Raw genomic sequence first — 21,642 nt, forward strand, 5'->3', positions numbered from 1 at the left:
GGCCCCATCGAAACCGAAGCAGCACGCCGCCCAGCCCAAGACCACGACGACTAACCACCCAGGTTCCGCAACACCCTCTCAGGGTTCCCCTCACGGACGGCTATGGCAGCAGGTTGGCCCGGCGGGCGGCGTTGACGGCTTGGAGGCGGGTCTTCGCGTCCAGCTTCCGCATCGCGTTGCGCAGGTAGCTCTTCACCGTTTCCGCCCCCAGCCCGAGCGCCTCGGCGATGTCCGCGTTGGTTTGCCCGGCTGCGGCTCCGGCCAGGACGTCCAGCTCACGCGCCGACAGCGTCGGTTGCGGACCTTCGGGAGTGCCGCCAGCGAGTGAGCGGCAGACGGCGTCCAGACGGTCGCGCAGGTCCGGGTCGTCGAGGGAGGAGACGATGCGACGGAGCTCGGCGTGGCTTTCCCGGACCGTCTCGCGGTCGGCCGGTTCGCCGGACGCGACGTCCGGGACGGGGGCGAGCAGCTCCAGCCGACGGCGCACCTCGGCCCGGATCGCCAGCTCCTGCTCCAGGTCACGGGCCACTTCGACCATCGCGGCGACCGAGCGGTCGCCGAAACGGACGTGTTCGCGGACCGCGCCGTAGAGGACTGCCCGGACGGTGCGGGACACGATCACCGGCACCGCCATTACCGAGCGCACACCCTCGGCCTGCACGGCGCGGTCGAAGTGGTGGCTGATCGCTTCGCTGGTGTAGTAGTCCGGCAGCACCACCGGTTTCCGCACGCCGATCGCGCGCCCGCCCAGGCCCTTGCCCTCCGCGACGACCAGGCCGAGCAGCGACGTCGTCGAGTTCCCGACCAGCTCGGTCATCCGCAGCCGGCGACCGTCGGCGACCACGCCGCCGAAGGACAGCGGGACCTGCGCGGCTCCGCGCAGCCGCACCAGCGCGCGACGGACCTCCGCGACGTCCTCGGCCGGGCCGGGATCGGTGACGGGCATCGGGGCGTCACCCCTTTTCGGGGGTAGTGGGCCTGCTGACGTGCGGTGATAGTACCGCCGACACCGGCCAACGACGACCGTGGAGCACGCTGTGAGCCCTGAGCGGACCACCTTCGACCTGCTGCAGACCTACGCCGCGCCGGACGCGGACGCGACCCATCTGCTGTGCGGACGCCATCCCGCCGACGCTGTCGCGTTCACCCTCGTAGAGGCCGACCTCAGCAGTCGCGACCTCACGTACGGCCAGCTGGAGGCCGCTTCCGCCCGGTTCGCCGCCGCGCTGGCCGCGCACGGCGTGCGTCCCGGCGACCGGGTCGCGACGCTCATGGGCAAATCGGCCGAACTGGTCACCGCGTTGCTCGCGATCTGGCGGCTCGGCGCGGTCCATGTGCCGTTGTTCACCGCGTTCGCGCCGCCCGCGATCGCGCAGCGGATCGTCGGCAACGGGACCCGCGTAGTCGTCGTCGACGCTGGTCAGCGCGCCAAGCTCGACGTCAGCGAGGACCTGCCCGCCGATCCGTCGCGGATCGTCGTGACGACCGGCGAAGCGTCCGGCGGCGATCTGTCGTTCGACGCGTTGCTGGACGAGCCGCATCCGCTGCCCGACCCGGTCGCGGTCGGCGGTGACGGCACGCTGGTCGAGATCTTCACCTCCGGCACGACCGGCACCCCGAAAGCGGTGCCGGTGCCGCTGCGCGGGCTCGCCGGGATCCACTCCTACCAGGAGTTCGGCCTCGACCAGACCGACGAGGACGTCTTCTGGAACGCCGCCGACCCGGGCTGGGCGTACGGGCTGTACTTCGCCTTGCTCGGCCCGCTCGCGACCGGACGGCGCAGCCTGCTGCTGCACGCCGGGTTCAGCCCCGAGCTGACCTGGCAGGTGCTCGAACGCTTCGGCGTCACCAACTTCACCGCCGGCCCGACCGTGTACCGCGCGCTGCGCAGCTCCGGCCTGCCGGTGCCGAACGGTCTGCGGCTGCGGCACTGCTCGTCGGCGGGGGAGCCGCTGACGCCGGACGTCGTGACCTGGGCCGAGGAGATGCTCGGCTGCCCGGTGCGCGACCACTACGGCCAGACCGAAACCGGCATGGTCGTCGGCAACGCCTGGCATCCGGCCCTGCTCGCACCGGTCAAAACCGGGTCGATGGGACGGCCGCTGCCCGGGTTCGCCGTCGAGGTCCTGAAGGCGGGCAGCGACGAGATCGCGGAGGTCGGCGAGACCGGCCGCGTCGCGATCGACGTGTCTGCCAGCCCGCTGATGCCGTTCTCCGGTTACCGCGACGCTCCCGAGCGGACCGCGGAACGCTTCAGCGCCGACGGCCGCTGGTACTACACCGGCGACATCGCCGCCCGCGACCGCGACGGCTACCTGGCTTTCGGCTCCCGCGACGACGACGTGATTCTGATGGCGGGCTACCGGATCGGCCCGTTCGAGGTGGAAAGCGCGCTGGCGCAGCACGAGTCCGTCGCGGAAGCCGCGGTGATCGGCGCGCCGGACGAACTGCGCGGGGAGCTGGTGGTGGCCTACGTCGTGCTGAACCCCGGCGTCGAGGGGTCGGACGAGCTGGTCGACGAGCTGAAGCAGACGGTCAAAACCCGTCTGGCGGCGCACGTCTACCCGCGGCGGATCCACTTCGTGGCGGAACTGCCGAAGACGCCGAGCGGCAAGATCCAGCGATTCGCGTTGCGGGGCCGGGAGCTGAGCACCGCTTCGAGCTGAGTTTTCCGACGGCCGGTGGCACACTGGCCCGATGCCGCCTGATCTGCACGGCCGGGTCGCCCTCGTCGCGGGGGCGACCCGCGGTGCCGGCCGGGGAATCGCCGCCGCGCTGGGCGAGGCCGGGGCGACCGTGATCTGTACCGGACGCAGCAGCCGCAGCGGACTTCGCCGTTCGGATTACGACCGGCCGGAGACCGTGGAGGAAACCGCTTCGCTGGTGTCCCAGCTCGGCGGAGCCGGCGTCCCGTTCGTCGCCGATCATCTGGACCACGACGACGTCCGGCGGCTGGCCGCTTTCGTCGAGTCCGAGTACGGGCGGCTTCACTTGCTGGTCAACGACATCTGGGGTGCGGAACGGCTCAAGGGCGGTCCGGCGGACTGGAACACGCCGGTGTGGGAGCACGACCTTGACGCGGGGTTGCGGATACTTCGGCTGGGCGTGGAGACGCATCTGGTCACGTCGCATTTCCTGCTGCCGCTGGTGATTCGCGAGCCGGGCGGGTTGGTGGTCGAGATTACAGACGGCACTTTGGCGCATAATGCGTCGCGCTATCGGATCTCGGTGTTTTACGACCTGGCCAAGGCTTCGGTGAATCGGCTGGCCTTTTCGCAGGGACATGAGCTTGCGGGTTATGGCGCTACGGCTGTCGCGGTGACGCCGGGGTGGCTGCGATCGGAGATGATGCTCGACGCCTACGGGGTGAGCGAGGAGAATTGGCGCTCGGCTTTGGAGGCTGGGGCTCCGGCGGGGTTCGCTGAGTCGGAATCGCCGCGGTACGTGGGGCGCGGGGTGGCGGCGGTGGCGGCTGATCCGGTGCGGGAGAGGTGGAATCAGCGGTCGGTGAGTTCGGCGGAGCTGGCGCGGGAGTATGGGGTGACGGATGTGGATGGGCGGCAGCCGGACAGCTGGCGTTAGCGGTATTCCTCGTGGGGCAGCCATTCGCCGTTTCCCAGATGGGTTGACGGGACCCGGAAGCTCGGCTCCTCGTAGCCGAGGTCCATGCAGAGGATGTTGTCCGCGCCGGTGCGGGTGAGGACTTCCCGGATGACCTCGACCATTCCGCCGGGGTGCTCGTTCCATTCGAACGAGCCGCGGTCCCAGAAGACCACGGGCCAGCGGTTGGGGTCTTCGGAGCTGGTCCGCCAGAAGAACACGCCTCCGCCGGTGTCGTTGGCCCAGGGGAGGAGGCCGCCCGGTTCGGGGAACAGCCGGTAGTTCGTGCCCTCCAGGAAGTCTCCCCACGGGGAGACGAAAGACTCGAGCACGCCGTGGATTCTGTCGCGGATGAATGTGCTCAGGTCGACGCGAGCGTCGATGGGGTTGGTGAAGTTCACGGCGTTGCGGAAGCAGCCGGACGGGAACCGGGACATCAGGGCCTTGCAGTCGTCGGGAAAGGCGACGCCGACGGCTTGTTCGACCTCGGCCCAGTCCCGGCCTTGGCGGATTCCCCCGGTCCAGCCGGAGATCCGGGCGAGTTCGTCGATCGAATGTCTCCGCAGGTGGTCCATGTCTTCTTCCCCGTGGGGTCAACGGTATTCGGCGGCGGGCAGCCATTGCCCGTTCCCCAGGAGCATCGACGGGACCCGGAAAACGCGCGGCAGTTCTTCGAGCGGCCAGTCGAAGATGTTGTCTTCTCCGGTGGAGGCCAGGACTTCCCGGAGGACCTCGGTGATCGGTCCCGGGTGCTCGCGCCACTGGCCCATGCCCCGACCGTAGTAAGCGACCCGCCAGCGGTTCGGATCCGCTGGCTCGGTGATCCAGCAGAGGAACCCGCCTTGCCCGTCGTGGCCCCACGGCAGGAGCCCGCCTTGCTCGGGGAAGAGCCGGTAGTCGGCGTTCTCCAGGTATCCGCACTCTTCATCGGCCAGGATGTCCAGGATTCCGAAGACTTGCTCCCGGACGAAATAGGGGTAGTCCGTGCGCGCGTCGATCGGATTGGTCACGACGATCGCGTCGCGGAAAGCGCCGGACGGAAACCGGGAGAACAATTCCTTGTAGTCGTCCGGAAGCACGGTGCCGATGTCCTGCTCGACGGTGCTCCAGTCCCGGCCCGGCTGAATGCCTCCGGTCCACCCGGTGATTTCGACGATCTCCTCGATCGGTTGGCTCACCTGTGCATCCTACCGGAATTCGATCACCGGCAGGATTGCGCTGAACGGAGCAATCAAGACCCTTCAAGCTGAGGCAATCGCCCCACTGCCGCCGCATACTCTGCGGTGATCCGCGAGACGATCTCCGCTGCCGGAAGGACTTCCGTGATCAGCCCAGCCGACTGACCGGCCTCCACCTTCCCCGTAGCGACATCACCGTGCAGAGCTGCGTCCTTCAACGACGATGCCTGGAAAACCTTCCGCCGCAAAGACTCCTCCGCGCCGGAAGTCTCCAGCTCCGTCATCCGAGCGGTGAAATCATTCGACAGTGCACGGATCACGCCCAACCCATGTCCCACCGTCCGGGTGTCATCGACGCCCGCGGCAACAACTGCCTCCTGATAGGAACGATGCACAGTCGCCTCGGAACTCGCCAGGAAGCGGGTCCCGAACTGGGCCGCACCAGCGCCAAGGGCCAGCATCGCGGCCAGTCCGGCGCCATCGGCGACCCCGCCGGAAGCGATTACCGGAACCGAAGGCGCTGCCGAGACCACGGCACGCACCAAAACCTGCGTGGTGACCATCCCGGGCGGCGGATGACCGCCAGCTTCGGCGCCGACTACCACCAATCCGTCGACACCGGCGGCAGCGGCTTTCACAGCATGCGAGACTCCGGCGACGACGTGCAGGCACCGGGTCCCGACGGCGTGGAATCGGTCCAGGTATCGGCGAGGGCCGCCTTGGGAGGCGATCAGTACCGGCGGGCGGTGGGAGAGCAGGAGGTCGATGACCTCGTCGGCACCGGCTCGGTACAGGGGCAGGTTCACTGCCCACGGACGGCCCGTCCCGGCGGCCATTTCGTCCAGTACCCGGGCCAGATCGGGCAGGCGCATCGGACCGGCGGCGACGACGCCCAGGCCGCCAGCATTCGACACCGCCAAGGGCAACGCCGAGGACGACGAAGCCCACGACATCCCGGCCTGGATGATCGGCAGGTCCAAGCCCAGCAGGTCGGTGACAGAAGTACGCAGCCGGCTCATGAGTTCTCCAGCAAAGCTCGGGCATAGCGAGCCAATTGGTTCTTCCGCACCTTCGCGCTGGCGGTCATGCCGATGGCCTCGAAACCGTCCACAATGCGCAGGTGTCGCGGGACTTTGAACCCGGCCAAGCGCTCTTTCGCCCACAAAAGCAGGTCGGCTTCCGAAATGTCCGGCGAGGTGAGGACGACAAACGCGAAAGGCACTTCGATCAATCGCTCGTCCGGAACTCCGACGACCGCGGCCTGGCGGACGGCGGGGTGGCGGTGCAGCACGTCCTCGACATCCGCGGGCGCGACGTTCTCCCCGCCGACCCGGATGATTTCCTTGGTGCGCCCGGTGAAATGGAACCGGCCGGAATCGTCGAGCAGGCCGACGTCCCCGGTGGACAGCCAGCCGTCGGCGTCGATGGTTTCGGCGGTGCGCACGGGGTCGTCCAGATAGCCTTGCATGACGTTCCAGCCCCGGACCAGGACGGAGCCGGGTTCGCCGGGGGCGCAGTCGCGGGTGTCGTCCAGGGCGCGGATGCGGATTTCCACGCCTGGTTCGGGGGCCATGGCTCCGGAGGCGCGGATCTCCTCCGGTTCCCACCAGGCGGATTGGGCGACGTTCGGGGAGGCTTCGGAAAGTCCGTACCCGGCAACGCATTCGCGCGCGCCGAGTTCGTCGATGACCCGGCGCACGACGGTCGGGGACGCGGCGACCCACGCGCCGCGCAGGGAAAGGCGGCGGTGCGGGCGGTCGGGGTGGTTGAGCAGGAGCAGGGCGATGGTGTCGTTGCCGGAGAAGTGCGTGCACCGCTCGGTTTCCAGCAGCCGCAACGCTTCCGCTGGTTCGAACTTCGGCATCGTCACTAAGGTGGTTGCGTGCTGGAGGGAAGCCAGCACAGAAAGGGTGCTTCCGGCGACGTGGAAGAACGGGCGCGCTGAGTGGAATCGGTCGCCGGGGCGCAGACCCAGGCGGGCACCGGAAAAGAAGGCGTCGGCGCACATGCTCCGGTGGGTCAGGAGGACGCCTTTGGGGCGCGAGGTCGTGCCGGAGGTGTATTGCACGAGAAGGAGATCGTCCGGAGTGGCAACGGGTTCCGCCGCGATTCCAGCGCCCGCGGCCAGGAAATCGGTCCAGCTGTCTTGGCCCAGGATGATGATCCGCTTCAAAGAAGGCAGAGACGCACAACCGGGTTCAATACCGGCGTCAGAGAACAGCGCAGGGAAGTCGACGTTCAAGACGCGCTCGGCGGCGAACAGAGTGCTGACGCCAGCATGGGCGAGCGTGTAGTGCACCTCGTCCGCGGTGAAGCGAGTGTTGACGGGCACGACCAGCGCGCCCAGGGAACCCAAAGCCAGGAACAGCGTGACCCACTCGGGCGTGTTGCCCAGGCAGAGCCCGACCCGGGTGCCCCGGCCGATTCCTGAAGCGGCCAAGGCACCGCGCACTCGGGCAACGTCAGAAGCCAGTTCCCGGTAGGTGATCCGGGCCTCGGCGGTGACGACGGCTTCGACATCGGGAGCCAGGAGCACGGCCCGCGCGAGGGCGTCCTGGACGGTGAGCGGGCAGGCGGTGCGCAGGTCGGTCATCGGGTCTCTCCAGTGAACCGGGCGACGCCGTCGCGCCAGCTGCCGTCGGCGAGGTTCTGTTCGATGGCGGACATTTCGATCCGGATGCCGCGGTCCAGGTCGGTCTCCGAACCCAGGTCGACGGCCCGTTTGGTCAGGGCGATCGCGCCGGACGGGGCGGCGGCGATGGCGGCGGCGACCTCGGCTCCGGCGGCGGCCAGATCGGGGACGACGCGGTTGACCAGGCCGAGCGAGGCGGCTTCCTCGGCGGACAACGGAGTATTGGTGAACAACAATTCCTTGGCCCGGCGTTTCCCGATAGCCCGCTGGAGCCGCTGCGTAGCGCCGACGGTGCCCCAATGCGGTTCAGGGAAGCGGAAAACGGTGCCCGAGGCGGCAAGCGCGAAGTCAGCGGCGAGGGTGATCTCACCGCCGGAGCCGACGACAGTCCCGTGCACCAGCGCGACAACGGGACAGCGGCAGGCCTCGATCGCCGCGTAGGCCGCGAAGGACGCGACTCGGCGGCGACGGACCCACGCGGCGTCCTTGCCGGTCCGTTCCTTCAGATCGGCACCGGCGCAGAAGACCGGGCCGGCACCGCTGAGCAGCACAACCCGGGCATCTGAGATATCAACGGCGTCGAAAGCGTCCTTCAGGGCATGGCACATCGCGAGATCCACGGCATTGCGCGCCGACGGACGGGCCAGTTCGACGCGGGCGATTCCGTCGGTGACGTCCAGCGTCACGCGTTCGTTCATCAGATCACTCCCGCGGCCCGCAGGCCCTCGATCTCGCCGTCCGACAGCCCCGCCAAGTCGCGCAGCACGACGTCAGTGTCCGCTCCGAGCACCGGCGGCGTTCCCGGTGCCGGGGCGTCTCCGGAAGTCTCGCGCAACGGCGTGCGCAGCGCTGGGAACGAGCCTTCGACAGGATGCGTGAACTCGCCGACGACGCCCCGCGCGACGGCATGCGGGTCGGCCAGCGCCTCGCGGACCGAACGCACCGCGCCAGCGGGGACATCCGCGGCCTGAAGTTCTTTGACCAGCTGATCCCGGTCGTGCTGGGCGATCGCCCCGCGCAGCGCCTTCATGACGCGCGCGCGGTGTTCGACCCGGCCCGCGTTGTGCTGCAACGAAGGATCAGCGGCCAAAGCGGACAATCCGAGCACTGTGCACAGTGGAGTCCAATGCTGGTCGCTGCCGCTGATGTGCAGCCATTCGCCGTCCCCGGCCTGGAACGCCGCCGACGGCACCCGCCCCGGATGTTCGGTCCCGGTGCGGACAGGGTCCTCGCCGAGCGCGAAAAGCCGGGCGGCGTTCAGGGCGTGCAGGCTCAGCTGGACGTCCATCATCGCCACGTCGAGGTGCCGGCCGCGACCGCCGGACGAGCGCCCGGCGAGCCCGGTCAGCACGGCGATCACCACCCACAGCCCGGACGTCAGATCCGCCACCGGCACGCCGGTTTTCGCGGGCGGACCAGCGGGATCGCCGGTCATCGCCATCACCCCGGACAGCGCCTGGAACACCGTGTCGTAGCCCTTGCGGTGCGCGTCCGGCCCGGTCTGGCCGAAGCCGGTCGCGGACACCAGCACGAGGCCGGGGTTGTCCGCGGCCAGTTCGGCGTAGCCGAGGCCGAGCCGGTCGAGCGTGCCGGGCAGGAAGTTCTCCACGACGACGTCGGCGCGCGCGGCCAGTTTCCGGACGACGTCGCGCCCGCGCGGGTCCTTCAGGTCCACAGTGACCGATTGCTTGCCGCGGTTGAAGGCGAAGAAGTACGCGCTTTCGCCGTGCGGCAGCCGGGGTTCGAAGCCGCGGGTTTCGTCGCCGGAGCCCGGGCGTTCGACCTTGATCACGGTCGCGCCGAGTTCGGCGAGGATCTGGGTGGCCAGCGGCGCGGCGAGGACCCGCGAAAGGTCCAGCACGGTGACCCCGGCGAGCGGGCCGGTCATGAGCGGAACCCGCGCATCAGCGCGTTGACGTCCTGGCCGGCGCGCATCGCGGCGTCCGTCGGCAGGTCGGCGACCCGGTAGAAAAGGTCTTTCGCGGCGGCGAGCGCGCGGGGTTCGACCGAGGCCCAGCGCTGCGCGATCGCGAGTGCGGCGGGCACGATCTCGGAAGGTTCGACCACCTGGTTCACCAGCCCATACGACGAGGCCTCCGCGGCGGTGAGCAACCTCCCGGTGCTGACCAGCTCGAACGCGAGCTTGCGGCCGAGATGCCGGACCAGCCCGGTCATCACCAGCGCGGGCACGATCGAATGCTTCAGCTCGGGATACCCGAACTTCAGGTCCGACCCGGCGACCACCAGGTCCGCCCCGATCGCCAGCCCGGCGCCGCCGCCGACAGCCGCCCCGCGGACCGCGCTGACCACCGGGACCGGCAGCTGCTGCATGCGCGTCTGCAGCCGGGCGGTGAGCGCGGCGCGTTCGAGAACGGCTTCCGGCTGACTCGGTGTGAGCGACGAGAACTCGTTCAGATCGGCACCGGCGCAGAAGCCCCGTCCGGCACCGGTCAGCACGACGGCGCGGACGCTGGGGTCCCGCCCGGCTTCGTCCAAAGCGGTGTCGAGCGCGCGGGTGAGAGCGGTGTCGAGGGCGTTGAGCTTGTCCGGCCGGTTCAGCGTGAGGACGCGGACGGCGTCGTGGTTTTCGGTCAGCAGCACAGGTTTCTCCCCAAAGAAAGGTCAGGCGGACGCGAAGCCGGCGCGCGCGACCATGCTGTGGAGCGGTCGGCCGAGCGCTTCTTCGCAGGCCGCGGACGCCGCGGCGAGCTGGTCGAGATCGAGGCCGGTGTCGACGCCCATCGCGGCGAACAGGCTGGCCAAGTCCTCTGTGCACACGTTGCCGGTGAGCCCGGCCCCGTAGCCGATCTTCGCCGGGTGCCCGCCGACGCCGCCCATCGCGGAATCGAAGTGCCGGCATCCGGCTTCCAACGCGGCGACGGCGTTCGCGATCCCGGTTCCGCGCGTGTTGTGCAGATGCGCGACCAGCGGCAGGCTCGGGTTTTCTCGCGACAACCGGGTATACAGCGCGCGCACCGAACCCGGGGTCGCGACCCCGGTGGTGTCGCCGAGGGTCACCAGGCTCGCGCCGAGATCGGCGAAACGCGCGACGTCTTCGGCCACCCGGCCCGGGTCGACCATGCCCCCGAACGGACAGCCGAACGCCACCGAAACCACTCCGACCAGGCGAAACCGTCCGTCGGCGAGCTTGACCATCTCGGTCACGCGCTCCCATTGCCCGGCGCGCGTGGTGCGCAGGTTCCGTTCGGTGTGCGCCTCGGTGGCCGACACCAGCAGGCTCAGTTCCTCGGCGCCGTGCCCGGCTTGGAGGTCGGCGAGCGCGCGTTCGACCGCACGCGGGTTCGGGCAGGTCGCCTTGAACGCGACACCCGGGCTCCGGTCGATCCCGGCGAGCACCTCGGAGGCGTCGGAGAACCCGGGGACCCGCGCGGGGTGGCTGTAGCTGGTCGCCTCGATCCGGCGGAAACCGGTGCGCGCGAAGGAGTTCAGCAGCGCGATCTTCGTCGCGGTCGGCACGGGCTCCGGCTCGTGCTGCAGCCCGTCGCGGGCGAAGCACTCGCAGATCGTGACGGCGTCGGACATCCTGGGCCCACCTCCTCGTCGGTGGTTCCAGGAGTACGCGAGGGTGTTGATAAAGTCAACACTGCTCGGCGGACGGGTGAGCCCGCTCACTCTCCTCGACGGCCAGCGCGTGCTCGGCCAGTTTGTCCAGCGCGCGGTCCAGCACCCGGGCCTCCTCGCCGGTGAGGGTGGCGAGGAAGTCCGCGTCGCGCTCGTTGGCGGCGGTGATCAGGCCGCGGTACACCCGGGTGCCCTCGGCGGTCAGCGCCAGCTGCGACGTGCGCCCGGACCCGGCCGTGCGGTTCACCAGGCCGCGCTCGGTCAGCCGGCTGACCACGCGGCTCATCTGCGCTTTGTCCAGTCCGGCGCGGCGCGCGAGCCGGTTGAGCGTGAGCGTCGGGTCGGCCGCGATGAGCGCGATCGCGCGCCATTCGCCGAGGCTCACGCCGAAGTCCCGCCGGTAGCGCACCGCGGCGCTGCGCGACATCGCCGACGACGTGCGCGAGATCCGGTAGGACAGCAGTCCGGAGATGGGGACCAGTTCGTGTCCGTCTGCGCGTTCGGCCATGGCCGGACATCGTAGCCGTTACCCGATGGGTGTTGACAAACTCAACACTCGATGCGGAGACTGCCACTCGCCCGATCCGGACGAAGGAGTCTCAGCCGTGGCCGAACCATCCGCAGTCACCGGCGCTCCGGCAACCGCCGCTGTCGACCGCAAAGCGACCTATCGCACGATCGCCCGGCGCGTCATGCCGCTGCTGGTGCTGTGTTACGTCGTGAGCTACATCGACCGCACCAACATCGGGATCGCGCAGCAGGGCCTCAAACGGGACCTCGGCTTCGGGCCCGCGGTGTACGGGCTCGGCGTCACGCTGTTCTTCGTCGGCTTCATCCTCTTCGAAGTCCCGAGCAACGCGCTCCTCGCCCGGATCGGCGCGCGCAAGACGCTCGCCCGGATCATGGCCACCTGGGGCGTGATGACCGTGGTGACCCTGTTCGTGCACAACGAGATCATGTTCTACGCCGCGCGCTTCCTGCTCGGCGTCGCGGAAGCCGGGTTCTTCCCGGGCGCGCTGTATCTGCTGTCGCTGTGGTTCCCGTCGTCGCGGCGGACGCGGATGACGGCCGTGTTCTTCATCGGCATCCCGGTGTCCGGCGCGCTCGGCTCGGTGATGTCGGGCTGGATCATGCACTCGCTCGGCGGCGTCGGCGGGCTCGCGGACTGGCAGTGGCTGTTCCTGATCGAGGGGATCCCGCCGATCCTGCTGGCCGGGCTCGTGCTGCTCTTCGTCACCGACGGTCCGGAGCAGGCGAAGTGGCTCACTCCGGAACAGAAAGCCGCGGTGCGCGCCGACCTCGAGGCAGACCGGCGCGACAAGGGCCCGGCGACTGAGAAGCACAGTGGATTGCTGCTCGCCCTGCGCGATCCGAAGGTCTGGATTCTCGGCCTCTGCGCGTGCGGCGCGTACACGCTGGCGAACGCCGTCTCGTACTGGACGCCGCGGATCATCGCCAACGCCGGGGTCGGCAACGTCCTGAACCTCGGCTTCTTCTCGGCGATCCCGCCGCTGCTCGGCATCGTGGTGATGCTGCTGGTCGGCCGGCACTCCGACCGGACCCTGGAGCGGCGCTGGCACGCGGCGACGAGCTGGATCGTGGCGGCGTTCGCGATGCTGGCGATCTCGGTGTCCGGCGGCAGCGTCGTGGTGGTCATCCTGCTGCTCGCGGTGATGGCCGCCGCGCACTACTCGGGACTGACGGTGTTCTATTCGATCCCGTCGATCTACCTGACCGACCGGGCGGCGGCCACCGGGATCGCGGTCGTGACGTCCATGGGTTCGTTCGCCGCCGCCGCTTCGCCGTCGCTGCTCGGGTTCATCGAAGCCTCGACCGGCAGCCTGTCGCTGGGGCTGCAGATCAGCGCCGGCATCGTCCTGCTCGCCGTCGTGGTGCTGCTGGCCGGCGTCCGGCCGGGCGATCTTCGCGAACGGCGGCGCTGACCCTCCAAAGTGTGCCGTTCCGCACGCGGCCGCCCGTTCGACCTCGGCGGACTGCCCGGACGGTCTTCTCTCTCATCGCTCTCACAGGGAACCCGGAGTAGACCGGGTTCCGCCGGAGGGAGGAGCGGTGGGCGATGGAGCGCGCGAACGGGCACTGGGCCGAGCGGATCGGCGTGGTGGCGCTGGTCGCCGTCCTGCTGGGCGGGGCCGCCTACGGGTGGGCCGAGCTGCGCGCGCTGCTGTCCGGGGTCACGACGTCCACCGCGCTCGACGGGCAGGCCCGGCCGGGCGGGGACACGAACATCCTCGTCATGGGACTCGATTCGCGGCTCGACGAGCGGGGCGAACCGCTGCCCGCCGAGCTGTACGAACAGCTGCACGCGGGAGACCAGAGCGTCGGCGGGTACCACACCGACGTCCTGATGCTGCTGCACGTCCCGGCAGACGGCGGACATCCGACGGTCATCTCGATCCCGCGCGACGACTACACCGACTTCGCCGGCTGTCCGGACGGAGTGTGCAAGGGCAAGATCAAGGAGGCTTACGGGTACGCGTTCGCCGCGGAGGCCAAACGTCTTGCCGCGCAAGGCGTCACCGAGAAGGCGGCTCGCGAACAGAGGTCCCGGGACGCCGGCCGCGCGGCAGAAGTCGCGACGGTGCGCCAGTTCCTCGGAGGGGTCGCGGTGGACCATTTCGTCGAGGTCACCCTTGTCGCGTTCTTCCAGCTCGCCCAGGTCGTGCAGCCGATCACGGTGTGTTTGGCCGAGCCCGCGCGCGACAGTTATTCGGGAGCGGATTTCCCGGCCGGGCAGCAGCGGATTTCCGCGGCGCAGGCGCTCGCCTTCGTGCGGCAGGCCCGCGATCCGGCGCACGAGTTCACCGACCTGGACCGGGAAAGGCGCCAGCAAGCGTTTCTCGTTTCGCTGGCGCATCAGCTGAAAGAAGGCCGGGTGTTCGGCGACCCGGGGAAACTCGGCCAGCTGGTTTCGGTCGCGAAGCAGAACATCGCGATCGATTCCGGGCTCGACCTCAATGCGCTGGCCCGGCAGGCGGAAACGTTCGCCGGCGGGGATCTGACGCTGGCGTCGCTTCCGGTCGAAAGGTTCGAAAAAGACGCACGGGGCGAAGACGTCGACATTGTCGATCCGGTGAAGATCCGCGCCGCCGCGGCCCGGTTGCTCGGCCGGACGGTCCCGCCGCCGCCTGCCGCGACGGCCGGGCCCGCGGTCGACGTGGTGAACGCGAGCGGCCGTGAGGGCGCGGCCGCCCGGGTGCTGAAGGCGCTTCCGTCGCGGGGATACCGCGCCGGGCACACGTCGTCCAGCGCGCGGCACACGCACCGCACCGTGGTCCGGTACGGGCGCGGGGATTCCGCGTCGGCGGCGAAACTCGTGGCCGCGCTCGGCGGCGGGTACGCCGTGGGCTACGACGGCGCGCTGGCCGCGGGGGAGCTGAAACTGGTGCTCGGCGCCGATTTCCGGGAAACGGCCGACCAGGTCGACCCGGTGCCGGTCTCCCCGGTTTCGCCCGCCGACGAATTGTCCGGAGGCGGGGTGCCGTGCGTGCGGTGAACGGGAGAAGCACAACGATCCTGTGAACCCGTTGAGAACGAATTCCTAAATTAACTCTCCCGAGTGACCTCGGCGGTGAAGTGCCCGCTAATGTCCGGGACGGGGTGACGAGCCGCACAGCCGCGGCCGGGGGATTGCCCGATATCCGTTCTTGTTCCGATTCCAGTGCCTGAGAACGGCACTGCTGCTTCAGCCCGGCCTCACGCCGCCCATTGTTGAGTGGCCATCGGCCGGTTTCGTGAATCCTGTTCTCCTGGAAAGAGGTTTTCCTGTGACGCTGGACGCGGATCGGGCGCGCACGGTCGCGCCCGAGAGGCTCGCCGAAGAGGCGACTGCGGTTTACCGGGCGGGTCCGACGCCTGCCGCGCGCACGCTTTACGACATTTTCGCCGAAACGGTGCGCCGGCACCCGCACGCACTCGCCCTGGACGACGGCGCCGAGCGGGCGACGTACCGCGATTTCGCCGCACAGGTCGAAGAACTCGCCGGACGCCTTCGCGCGGCCGGGGTCATGCCGGGCGACCGGGTCGGCATCCGGATGACTTCCGGCACCGCCGCGCTGTACCGCGGCATTCTGGCCGTTCTCGCCACCGGCGCGGCCTACGTTCCGGTCGACGCGGACGATCCGGCCGACCGCGCCGAGACAGTGTGGACAGAAGCCCAGGTGAGCCTGGTCCTGACCGACGCGGGATTGCCGCCCTCGCGCGGACCGCAGTGGCCGCGAGTCCGTCCGCAGCCGCAGGACGACGCCTGGATCATCTTCACCTCCGGTTCCACCGGCAAGCCGAAAGGCGTCGCGGTCACCCATCGCGCGGCCGCGGCCTTTGTGGACGCTGAGGCCCGGTTGTTCTGCCGGACAAGGCCGCTCGGCCCGGGCGACCGCGTGCTGGCCGGGCTGAGTGTCGCGTTCGACGCGTCGTGCGAGGAGATGTGGCTGGCGTGGCGGCACGGCGCGTGCCTGGTCCCGGCTCCGCGCTCGCTCGTCCGCGCGGGAGCGGACCTCGGGCCGTGGCTGGCCGAGCGCGGCGTGACGGTCGTGTCGACGGTGCCGACGCTCGCCGCGCTGTGGCCAGTGGACACCCTGGCCGGCGTCCGGCTGCTCATCCTCGGCGGCGAAGCGTGCCCGCCGGAGGTGGTGACCCGCTTCGACGACGGCAGCCGGGAGATCTGGAACACATACGGCCCAACGGAAACCACGGTTGTCGCGTGTGCGCAGCGGCTGCGCGCGGGCGAGCCGGTGCGGATCGGGCTGCCGCTCGACGGCTGGGAACTCGCGGTCGTCGACCCGGAGGACCCGGCGGGCATCCCGGTGCCGTGGGGCCGCAGCGGCGAGCTGGTGATCGGCGGCGCCGGCCTCGCGCGGTACCTCGACGCGGCGAAGGACGCGCAGAAGTTCGTGCCGCTGCCGGGTCTCGACTGGAGCCGCGCCTACCGCAGCGGCGACTTGGTGCGCGCGGTGCCGGAGGGGCTGGAGTTCGTCGGCCGCGCGGACGGTCAGGTCAAGATCGGCGGACGGCGCGTCGAACTGGGCGAGATCGAAGCCGCGCTGCGGGCCTTGCCGGGTGTCGCCGCCGCGGCGACGGTGGTGCGGCGCACGGACAGCGGCGCGCAGGTGCTGGTCGGGTACGTGGTGCCGGAAGGCGAGAGCCTCGATCGCACTGCCGCGCGCAGCCTTCTGCGGGACCGGCTGCCCGCGGCTTTGGTGCCACGGCTGGCGTTGGTGCCGGACCTGCCGGTGCGCGCGTCGGGCAAGCTCGACCGTGACGCGTTGCCGTGGCCGCTGGAAGAACCGACGACCGCGCCGGTGGTGCCGTCCGATCCGAAGCTGGCCTGGCTGTTGCAGGTGTGGAGCGAACACCTCGGGACCTCCGCTGGGCCGGACGACGACTTCTTCGATCTCGGAGGCTCGAGCGTGACCGCCGCGCGGCTCGTTTCTGTGCTGCGCGAGCGGCATCCGACGGCGGCAGTGTCCGATGTGTACTCCTGCCCGACGCCGCGCGAGCTGTACGAACGCCTCGCCGGAGAGCCGGTCGAAACTGTCGCGGTGGAGGAGCCGCGGGTTCCCGCGGTTCGGGGCAGCGGATGGTGGCAGGCCGCGGTACAGCTGGTTTTGCTGGCCTTGTCCGGAACGCGGTGGCTGCTTTCGGTGTCGCTGCTCGGCTCGCTGGCCGCTCTGGTACTGCCGTTGCAGTGGCTGCCGCACATGTCGTGGTGGGTCCTCGTACCCGCGTGGCTGGTGCTGCTGAGCCCGCCGGGACGGATGCTGCTCGCCGCGGGCGGCGTGCGAGTGCTGCGCGGAAAGCTCGAGCCAGGGGAGTACCGCCGCGGCGGCATTGTCCACATGCGACTGTGGACCGCCGAGCGGTTCGCCGCCGTGGTCGGTCCGCCGGGAGTCGCCGGAACGCCGCTTGCCGCGCCTTATGCCCGGCTGCTCGGCAACCGGGTCGGCCGCGGCATCGATCTGCACTCGCCGCCGCCGGTGGGCGGTCTCGCCGAATTCGGCGACGGATGCGCGATCGAGCCCGAGGCGGACCTGGCCGGATGGTGGCTGGACGGTCCGGTGCTGCGGATCGGCCGCGTCCGGGTCGGTGCCGGTGCCCGGGTCGGCGGTCGCAGCACGTTGCTGCCGGGTACGGACCTCGGTGCCGGATCGGTGCTGCTGCCGGGCTCGACGCTCGACACCCGCGTGCCGGACGGCGCGGTCTGGGGCGGTTCTCCGGCCGGACCGTCGGGCGAGCGCCCGCCGCGGCCGACCGTGGCGGCACCGCGGGCGAAGCGGTATTCGCTGGCCTTCGCGCTCGGTGGCACGCTGCGGTCGCTGTTCATGTTCGTGTCCGCGATTCCGCTGATCGTGGTGGCACTGCTGCTGATCCCGGCGGCGGACGATCCGCGCACCGCCGGGCTGGCGATCCTGCCGTGGACGCCGTTGCTCGTCTTCGCCGGAATCGTGGTGTACGCCTTGACGATCGTCCTGCTCGTCCGGCTCGCCAGCCTGGCCGTGCGGCCGGGAACCTATCCGGTGCTGAGCCGCGCGGGCTGGGCGGCCTGGTTCGTGCACGAACTGCTCGAAATCGCGCGGCGGCAGCTGTTCCCGCTCTACGCCGCGCTGGCGACCCCGGTCTGGATGCGGCTGCTGGGCGCGCGGATCGGCCGCGGCGTCGAACTGTCCACTGTGCTCAGTCTGCCGTCGCTGCTTCGGGTACGAGACGGTGCGTTCCTCGCTGACGACGTCCTCGCCGCACCGTACGAACTCGACCGCGGCTGGGTCCGGCTGGGCGTTTCCGAGGTCGGGGAGCGCGCGTTCGTCGGCAACTCGGCAGTCGTCGGCCCGGACCGGACGCTGGGTTCGGGCTCGCTCGTCGGCGTCCTGTCCGACACCCCGGCGGACGTCCCCGACGGCACGTCCTGGCTCGGCCGGCCCGCGCTGGAGCTGCGGCGGACCGCGGACACCGTCGACCCCGCCCGCACGTTCGCGCCGCCGCGCCGGTTGAAGCTGGCCCGCGCGCTGGTCGAGTCCTGCCGGATCGCGCCGCTGCTCATCGCGGGTCTCCTCGGACTCGCCGTGTCCACGGTCCTGGCCGGAGTGGACGTCGCGGACGGCTTCTGGGTCGCCGCCGCCGTCGCCCCCGCTGTGTTCGTCTCGGCCGGTCTTGTCGCCGCGCTGCTGACGACGCTGATGAAATGGACACTGGTCGGCCGGTTCAAGCCCGGCCGGCATCCGCTGTGGAGCGCGTTCGTGTGGCGGAACGAGCTGTACGACACGTTCGTCGAGACGCTCGCGGTCCCGTGGTTCGCCGGATCGTTCCTCGGCACGCCGGTGCTGAACTGGTGGCTGCGGACCCTCGGCGCCCGCATCGGCCGCGGCGTCTGGTGCGAGAGCTACTGGCTGCCGGAAACGGATCTCATCCACCTCGGCGACGGTGCCGTGGTGAACCGCGGCTGCGTGCTGCAGACGCACCTGTTCCACGACCGCGTCATGCGGCTGGACCCGGTCCGCCTCGGCCCCGGCGCGACGCTCGGCCCGCGGGCGTTCCAGCTGCCGGGCAGCGGGGTTTCCGACGGCGCGACGGTGGGGTCGGGGTCGCTGGTGATGGCGGGGGAGACGGTCCCGCCGCGCACTCGGTGGCGGGGGACGCCGGTCCGTCCCTGGCGGTGAAGCCCGGTGGGCGGTTCTGCCGAGCAGAGCCGCCCACTAACCGGGGAGGACTATGGATTGCCGGAACTCTTCGGCGACAGCCGCCAGCGCTCGGGGCTCTACGGACTGGACGGCAGCTATGACGACTACTGCACGTTCCTCCTCGGCCTCGACTTCGGCAACGACAGACAGTTGCTCACCGGCTTCAGGGAGCCGCTCGTTCCGCGCGTCGGCGGCGGCGACCATCTCACCTGGGACTCGCTGGTCCTGCACCTCGCGTTCCCGGACCGCACCGAGGGCTGGCGCGACGAAGCCGCCTGGACGAGTTCTTCGAGAAGCGGGCCGAGCGCGGCGGGACAGCGGCGATCTTCGACGAATACCTGACCTGGCGACTCAGCGGCGCACCCCGAGCTTCACCGGCACTCCGACCCCGCGATACCCGTCCCGCTCGACACCATCTCCTGGTGCCGTACCCGCGGAGCGTTCGTCGCCTTGCGATGTCGTGCACTGGGGCACGCCGGTGCGGCCCTGGCGGTGAAATCTCGTGGGTGCCCGGTGCCCGGTCGCAGGCACCCACGAGACGGCTAGCTTCGCGGAAGGTCGGTGTGCGCCGCTCCGCTTTCGAGCGCGGCATCGACCTCCGTGACGGAAAGCCCCGCCGCCGCAAGGACTTCCCGCGTATCTGCCCCCGGCGGCCGAGGCGAATCAGCGGCACTGCCCGGCGTACGGCCGAGCTTCACCGGCACCCCGACCCCGCGATACCCGTCCCGCTCGACCACCATCTCCCGGTGCCGCACCTGCGGAGCGTTCATCGCCTCCGCGATATCGTGCACCGGAGAAGCCGGAACTCCCTTAGCCAGCAACATCTCCGCCAACGAGTCCCGTTCGTACCGTCCGATCAGGACACTCAGCTCGGCCCGCAACGCACCTACATTGCGGACCCGTTCCGCATTCGAAGCAAACCGCGGATCAGAAGCCAGCCCAGGCGCGCCAAGCACTTCGGCAAGCGCCGCGAACTGCCGGTCATTCCCCGCACCGACGAAGAACAGTCCGTCCGCCGTCGAAAACGTCTCATACGGCGCGATCGACGGATGTGCCGAACCCGTCCGCCGCGGCACCGCGCCGTCAGCGAGCCAGGCGGCGGAATGCGGATGCAGCAAGCTGATCACCGTGTCCAGCAAAGAACAATCGACAAGCTGCCCGAGGCCGGACCGTTCCCGTTCATGCAGCGCGAGCAGGATCCCGGAGAACCCCAGCACCCCGGTCACCACGTCGACGACCGGCACCCCGATCCGCAACGGCGGCCCGTCGGCCTCGCCGTTCACGCTCATCAACCCGCCGTACGCCTGCAAGACCGCGTCATACCCAGGCAACCCGCCGAGCGGCCCGTCGGTGCCGAATCCCGTGATCCGGCAGTGAATCAGCGCCGGATACTCCGCCCGGATCGTCTCGTCCGGCCAGCCCCAGCGCGCGAGCGTGCCCGCCTTGAAGTTCTCCACCACCACGTCCGCGCCCGCGAGCAGCGTGCCGAGCAGCGAACGACCGTCCGGACCGGACAGATCGAGCACGATGTTCTTCTTGCCCCGGTTGAGATTCGCGTAGTAGGCGCTGGTCCCCTCCTCGAGAAACGGCGGCCCCCAGCCCCGGGTCTCGTCCCCGGCGGGCGATTCGACCTTGATCACCTCGGCCCCGTGATCAGCCAGCATCTGCGTGCAGTACGGCCCCGCCAGCACCCGCGACAGGTCCAGCACCCGCAACCCGTCGAGCGCGCCCATCAGTACGACCTCGGCAGCCCGAGCACGTGCTGGGACACGTAGTTCAGCACCATTTCCTGGCTGATCGGCGCGAGCCGCAGCAGCCGAGCCTCCCGGAAGTAGCGCTCCACGTGGTACTCCCGCGCGTAGCCCATCCCGCCGTGGGTCTGGATCGCCTGGTCGGCGGCCTGGAACCCGGCGTCCGCGCACAGCCATTTCGCCATGTTCGCCTCCTTGCCGGCCGGCAGGCCGTGGTCGTAGCGCCAGGCGGCGTTGCGCGCCATCAGCTCCGCCGCGTCGAGCCGGGTCGCGGCCTCGGCCAGCGGGAACGCCAGCCCCTGGTTCTGCCCGATCGGACGGCCGAACACCTGCCGTTCCCCGGCGTACCGGACCGCGCGCCGCAACGCCGCGCGACCGATGCCGAGCGCTTCGTGGGCGAGCAGGATGCGTTCCGGATTGAGGCCGTCGAGCAGGTACCGGAAGCCCTTGCCTTCCTCGCCGACGCGCGCCGATTCCGGCACTCGCAGGCCGTCGATCAGCACCTCGTAGGACGACACCGCGTTGCGGCCGAGCTTCGGGATCGCGCGCAGCCGCACCGCGTCGGACTCGATGTCCACGACGAACAGGGACATGCCGTCGGTCGGCTTCTCCACTTCGTCGCGCGGCGTGGTGCGGGCGATCAACACCATTTTCTGCGACTGGCCCGCTTTGGTGATCCAGACCTTCCGGCCGTTCACGACGTAGGAATCGCCGTCGCGGCGGGCGAAAGTCGAGATGCGCGTGGTGTCCGTGCCCGCGTCCGGTTCGGTGACGCCGAAGCAGACGTGCAGCGAACCGTCGACCGCGCCGGGCAGGATCTCCTGGCGCATTCGCTCGCTGCCGTGCTTGACGATCGTGTTGAGCCCGAAGATCGTCAGGTGCATCGTGCTGCACCCGTTCATCCCGGCCCCGGACGCGGCCACTTCCTCCAGCAGCAGCGCGGCTTCGAGAATGCCGAGCCCGCCGCCGCCGTACTGCTCCGGGATCGCCATGCCGAGCCAGCCCGCCGAGGCGAACGCGTCGTAGAACTCGCGCGGGAACTCGGCGCGCTCGTCGCGCTCGGCCCAGTACTCGTCGGGGAACCGGGCGGCCAGCTCGCGCACGGCGCGCCGGATGTCCTCCTGGTCTCGGGTCAGCTGGAAGTCCACAGTGCTGCTCTCCATCATGCGCATATAAGAACGCTGAGTTCGGATATACGTTCAACGTAA

At 70.1% G+C, this 21,642-nt stretch carries 18 protein-coding genes; 6 read left to right on the forward strand and 12 right to left on the reverse strand.

Annotated features, from left to right (window positions below):
• Positions 1-100 precede the first annotated feature (100 nt).
• Positions 101-946, reverse strand: a complete 846-nt coding sequence (locus ACZ7SW_RS40730; protein WP_470235702.1) for a LuxR C-terminal-related transcriptional regulator — start codon at positions 944-946, stop codon at positions 101-103.
• A gap of 91 nt (positions 947-1,037) precedes the next feature.
• Between ACZ7SW_RS40730 and ACZ7SW_RS40735 the strand changes: the two genes are divergently transcribed.
• Both ACZ7SW_RS40735 and ACZ7SW_RS40740 read left to right on the forward strand, forming a co-directional pair.
• Complete coding sequence (locus tag ACZ7SW_RS40735; protein WP_470235703.1) at positions 1,038-2,666, forward strand: AMP-binding protein; 1,629 nt, start codon at positions 1,038-1,040, stop codon at positions 2,664-2,666.
• A 31-nt stretch (positions 2,667-2,697) separates the two neighbouring features.
• Positions 2,698-3,582 (forward strand): SDR family oxidoreductase, encoded by an 885-nt coding sequence (locus ACZ7SW_RS40740; RefSeq protein WP_470235704.1) that lies wholly within the window; start codon positions 2,698-2,700, stop codon positions 3,580-3,582.
• Here ACZ7SW_RS40740 and ACZ7SW_RS40745 read toward each other — a convergent pair.
• From ACZ7SW_RS40745 to ACZ7SW_RS40785, 9 genes are read right to left on the reverse strand one after another with little or no spacing between them, the layout of a single operon-like run.
• On the reverse strand, positions 3,579-4,175 hold the full coding sequence (locus ACZ7SW_RS40745) for an SMI1/KNR4 family protein (RefSeq protein ID WP_470235705.1): 597 nt from the start codon (positions 4,173-4,175) through the stop codon (positions 3,579-3,581). The genes ACZ7SW_RS40740 and ACZ7SW_RS40745 overlap by 4 nt on opposite strands.
• Before the next feature lie 18 nt (positions 4,176-4,193).
• The gene (locus ACZ7SW_RS40750) at positions 4,194-4,778 is read right to left on the reverse strand and encodes an SMI1/KNR4 family protein (protein WP_470235706.1); all 585 of its coding nucleotides are present in this window, start codon (positions 4,776-4,778) and stop codon (positions 4,194-4,196) included.
• Positions 4,779-4,831: 53 nt separating this feature from the next.
• Positions 4,832-5,797 (reverse strand): NAD(P)H-dependent flavin oxidoreductase, encoded by a 966-nt coding sequence (locus ACZ7SW_RS40755; RefSeq protein WP_470235707.1) that lies wholly within the window; start codon positions 5,795-5,797, stop codon positions 4,832-4,834.
• Positions 5,794-7,371 carry an AMP-binding protein gene (locus tag ACZ7SW_RS40760; protein WP_470235708.1) on the reverse strand — a complete coding sequence of 526 codons (1,578 nt, stop codon included), beginning with the start codon at positions 7,369-7,371 and terminating at the stop codon, positions 5,794-5,796. The genes ACZ7SW_RS40755 and ACZ7SW_RS40760 overlap by 4 nt, the downstream gene beginning before the upstream one ends.
• Positions 7,368-8,108: an enoyl-CoA hydratase/isomerase family protein gene (locus ACZ7SW_RS40765; protein WP_470235709.1), complete on the reverse strand. Its 741-nt coding sequence runs from the start codon at positions 8,106-8,108 to the stop codon at positions 7,368-7,370. The genes ACZ7SW_RS40760 and ACZ7SW_RS40765 overlap by 4 nt, the downstream gene beginning before the upstream one ends.
• On the reverse strand, positions 8,108-9,298 hold the full coding sequence (locus ACZ7SW_RS40770; RefSeq protein ID WP_470235710.1) for a CaiB/BaiF CoA transferase family protein: 1,191 nt from the start codon (positions 9,296-9,298) through the stop codon (positions 8,108-8,110). Before ACZ7SW_RS40770 ends, ACZ7SW_RS40765 begins: the two co-directional genes overlap by 1 nt.
• A complete protein-coding gene (locus ACZ7SW_RS40775) occupies positions 9,295-10,011 on the reverse strand; it encodes an enoyl-CoA hydratase/isomerase family protein (RefSeq protein ID WP_470235711.1) in 717 nt (238 codons plus the stop codon). The genes ACZ7SW_RS40770 and ACZ7SW_RS40775 overlap by 4 nt, the downstream gene beginning before the upstream one ends.
• Before the next feature lie 21 nt (positions 10,012-10,032).
• The gene (locus ACZ7SW_RS40780; protein ID WP_470235712.1) at positions 10,033-10,953 is read right to left on the reverse strand and encodes a hydroxymethylglutaryl-CoA lyase; all 921 of its coding nucleotides are present in this window, start codon (positions 10,951-10,953) and stop codon (positions 10,033-10,035) included.
• A gap of 55 nt (positions 10,954-11,008) precedes the next feature.
• Entirely contained in the window at positions 11,009-11,500 is a 492-nt protein-coding gene (locus ACZ7SW_RS40785; RefSeq protein WP_470235713.1) for a MarR family winged helix-turn-helix transcriptional regulator, read from the reverse strand.
• Positions 11,501-11,597: 97 nt separating this feature from the next.
• Here ACZ7SW_RS40785 and ACZ7SW_RS40790 point away from each other — a divergent pair, with 97 nt between their 5' ends.
• The 4 genes from ACZ7SW_RS40790 to ACZ7SW_RS40805 all read left to right on the forward strand — a co-directional run bounded on the left by ACZ7SW_RS40790 (position 11,598) and on the right by ACZ7SW_RS40805 (position 19,025).
• Positions 11,598-12,935 (forward strand): MFS transporter, encoded by a 1,338-nt coding sequence (locus ACZ7SW_RS40790; protein ID WP_470235714.1) that lies wholly within the window; start codon positions 11,598-11,600, stop codon positions 12,933-12,935.
• Between the two features lie 134 nt (positions 12,936-13,069).
• Positions 13,070-14,506 (forward strand): LCP family protein, encoded by a 1,437-nt coding sequence (locus ACZ7SW_RS40795; protein ID WP_470235715.1) that lies wholly within the window; start codon positions 13,070-13,072, stop codon positions 14,504-14,506.
• Between the two features lie 271 nt (positions 14,507-14,777).
• Positions 14,778-18,662: a Pls/PosA family non-ribosomal peptide synthetase gene (locus tag ACZ7SW_RS40800; protein ID WP_470235716.1), complete on the forward strand. Its 3,885-nt coding sequence runs from the start codon at positions 14,778-14,780 to the stop codon at positions 18,660-18,662.
• Positions 18,663-18,719: 57 nt separating this feature from the next.
• On the forward strand, positions 18,720-19,025 hold the full coding sequence (locus tag ACZ7SW_RS40805) for a hypothetical protein (protein ID WP_470235717.1): 306 nt from the start codon (positions 18,720-18,722) through the stop codon (positions 19,023-19,025).
• A gap of 200 nt (positions 19,026-19,225) precedes the next feature.
• Here ACZ7SW_RS40805 and ACZ7SW_RS40810 read toward each other — a convergent pair whose 3' ends face one another.
• Both ACZ7SW_RS40810 and ACZ7SW_RS40815 read right to left on the reverse strand, forming a co-directional pair.
• On the reverse strand, positions 19,226-20,416 hold the full coding sequence (locus tag ACZ7SW_RS40810; protein WP_470235718.1) for a CaiB/BaiF CoA transferase family protein: 1,191 nt from the start codon (positions 20,414-20,416) through the stop codon (positions 19,226-19,228).
• Positions 20,416-21,606: an acyl-CoA dehydrogenase family protein gene (locus tag ACZ7SW_RS40815; RefSeq protein ID WP_470235719.1), complete on the reverse strand. Its 1,191-nt coding sequence runs from the start codon at positions 21,604-21,606 to the stop codon at positions 20,416-20,418. Before ACZ7SW_RS40815 ends, ACZ7SW_RS40810 begins: the two co-directional genes overlap by 1 nt.
• Positions 21,607-21,642 lie beyond the last annotated feature (36 nt).

It is taken from the genome of Amycolatopsis sp. NPDC114484 (assembly GCF_055633755.1).